1 protein-coding gene and 1 pseudogene are annotated in these 2,057 nt (G+C 67.4%); both read left to right on the top strand.

What is annotated here, in order from left to right; all coding sequences use genetic code 11:
* Positions 1–300: 300 nt before the first annotated feature.
* Positions 301–915 carry a DUF742 domain-containing protein gene (locus R1101_RS0122055; RefSeq protein WP_016935403.1) on the top strand — a complete coding sequence of 205 codons (615 nt, stop codon included), beginning with the start codon at positions 301–303 and terminating at the stop codon, positions 913–915.
* A gap of 142 nt (positions 916–1,057) precedes the next feature.
* Positions 1,058–2,057: pseudogene (gene thrS, locus R1101_RS0122050) on the top strand (threonine--tRNA ligase); the annotation flags it as partial.

Genomic DNA, 2,057 nt, shown 5'->3' with positions numbered 1-2,057 from the left:
AGTGGAAGAGCGTCCCGTTCACACCGGGGAGGTCGCTGGTTCGATCCCAGCCGGGACCACAAGAGATCGACAGTGACGAAAGGCACCCTCACCAGGGTGCCTTTTTTCGTACCCGGATGACATCGTGGAGCGCGTGCGTGGCGCCCGGCCGGCCGGCCGCCCGCGCGCGCATATTTCCTTCGAACCCAACGGTCCGCGTGGACCTCGTCCACAGGTGGCGTGGGGGCACAGCTGTGGTGCTTGTGGCCGAAGTGCGCATAGTGATGGCAGGATCGTGGTCGTCGAGGAGGACACGTCCGGATGAGCGTTGCGGACAGCGAATGGCCGGTCGTGGGGGCGACCGGTGCGAGATTCGGATCCGGTCGGTCCCGTCGACGTCGGCGGCCGGCGGATCACGCCGTGCCGGTACGGAATCACCACGAGCCGGACCTCGTCGTCGACGAGGTCGCGGCGACCGAGGTGAACCGGCCCGCAACGCATTCGGTCGATGCGGCGCAGCAGATCCACGCAGCGCGGTCGGCCGACCGGATTGCGGGCACCGGGACCAGTGTGGGAATCGAGGACATGAACCAGCCAGAGACGTCGTCGTTCGTGCGCCCGTTCGTGCGGAGCGGGGGACGCACCCGAGCCGAGGTCGAATTGCCTCTCGAAGCGCTCGTGTCGGCCGTCCCCTCCGCGATGGGCAGTGAGTCCGGTCCGGCGATGGACGAGCATCGCCTCGTCCTGACGTTGTGTGCCCAGCCCCGATCGATCATGGAGATCGCGGCACTGGCCCGGATTCCGCTCGGTGTCGCCCGGGTGCTGGTCGGTGATCTCGCCGCGACCGGCGAGATCACCGTGCACCGCACGGCCGACAAGGTGGGACCGAACGTCGAACTGCTCGAACGGGTGCTGACGGGTCTCAACCACCTCTGAGTTTCTCCGCCCGGCTCCCTGTGTTCGTTGCCCGGGCGGATGTCGATAGCATGATGAAGTTGCCGTGTGCTCGCGATCGTCGACCGCAGCACGCGCCCGGCGACGACCACGTATCAGGCATCGAGCCGAGGAGTCCGTCACAGTGACCACGCCCGCATCCGCGAAACCAGCCACGATCGTCCGGGTGCCCGCGGGGACCACTGCGGGCGCGGCGGTCCGTGACGCGGGTCTGCCCACCAAGGGACCCGAGACGATCGTGGTCGTCCGCGACTCCGAAGGCGCGCTGCACGATCTTTCGTGGACGCCGGAATCGGACGTCGAGGTCGAGGCCGTCGGCGCCGACACGGAGGACGGCCGCAGCGTCATCCGCCACTCGGCCGCCCACGTGCTCGCACAGGCCGTGCAGCAGGAGTTCCCGGAGGCGAAGCTCGGCATCGGCCCGCCCATCCGCGACGGCTTCTACTACGACTTCCAGGTCGAGCGCCCCTTCACGCCGGAAGACCTCGCGAAGCTCGAGAAGCGGATGAAGAAGATCGTCAAGGATGCCCAGCGCTTCTCGCGCCGCGTCGTCGACAGCCTCGAGGACGCCCGCGAGGAATTGAAGGACGAGCCCTTCAAACTCGAACTCATCGACGACAAGTCGGGCATCGACGACCCCGAGGTGATGGAGGTCGGCGGCAAGGAACTGACCATCTACGACAACCTCAACCCCCGCACGGGTGAGCTCGTCTGGAAGGACCTGTGCCGCGGCCCGCACGTGCCCACCACCAAGTTCATCCCGGCGTTCAAGCTCACGCGTAGTTCCGCGGCGTACTGGCGCGGCGACCAGGACAACGCCGGCCTGCAGCGCATCTACGGCACGGCCTGGGAGTCCACCGAGGCGCTCGACGAGCACCTCGAACTCCTCGCCGAGGCCGAGCGCCGCGACCACCGCAAGCTCGGCACCGAACTCGACCTGTTCTCGTTTCCCGACGAGCTCGGCTCGGGACTGCCGGTCTTCCATCCGAAGGGCGGCATCATCCGCCAGGAGATGGAGAACTACTCGCGTCAGCGCCACGTCGAGGCCGGCTACGAGTTCGTGTACTCGCCGCACATCACCAAGGGCCACCTCTACGAGGTCTCCGGTCACCTCGACTGGTACC

Origin of the sequence: Rhodococcus sp. R1101, from assembly GCF_000278445.1 — a bacterium.
Classification (GTDB): domain Bacteria; phylum Actinomycetota; class Actinomycetes; order Mycobacteriales; family Mycobacteriaceae; genus Rhodococcus; species Rhodococcus gordoniae.
This window is presented reverse-complemented; position numbering and strand designations above follow the sequence as displayed.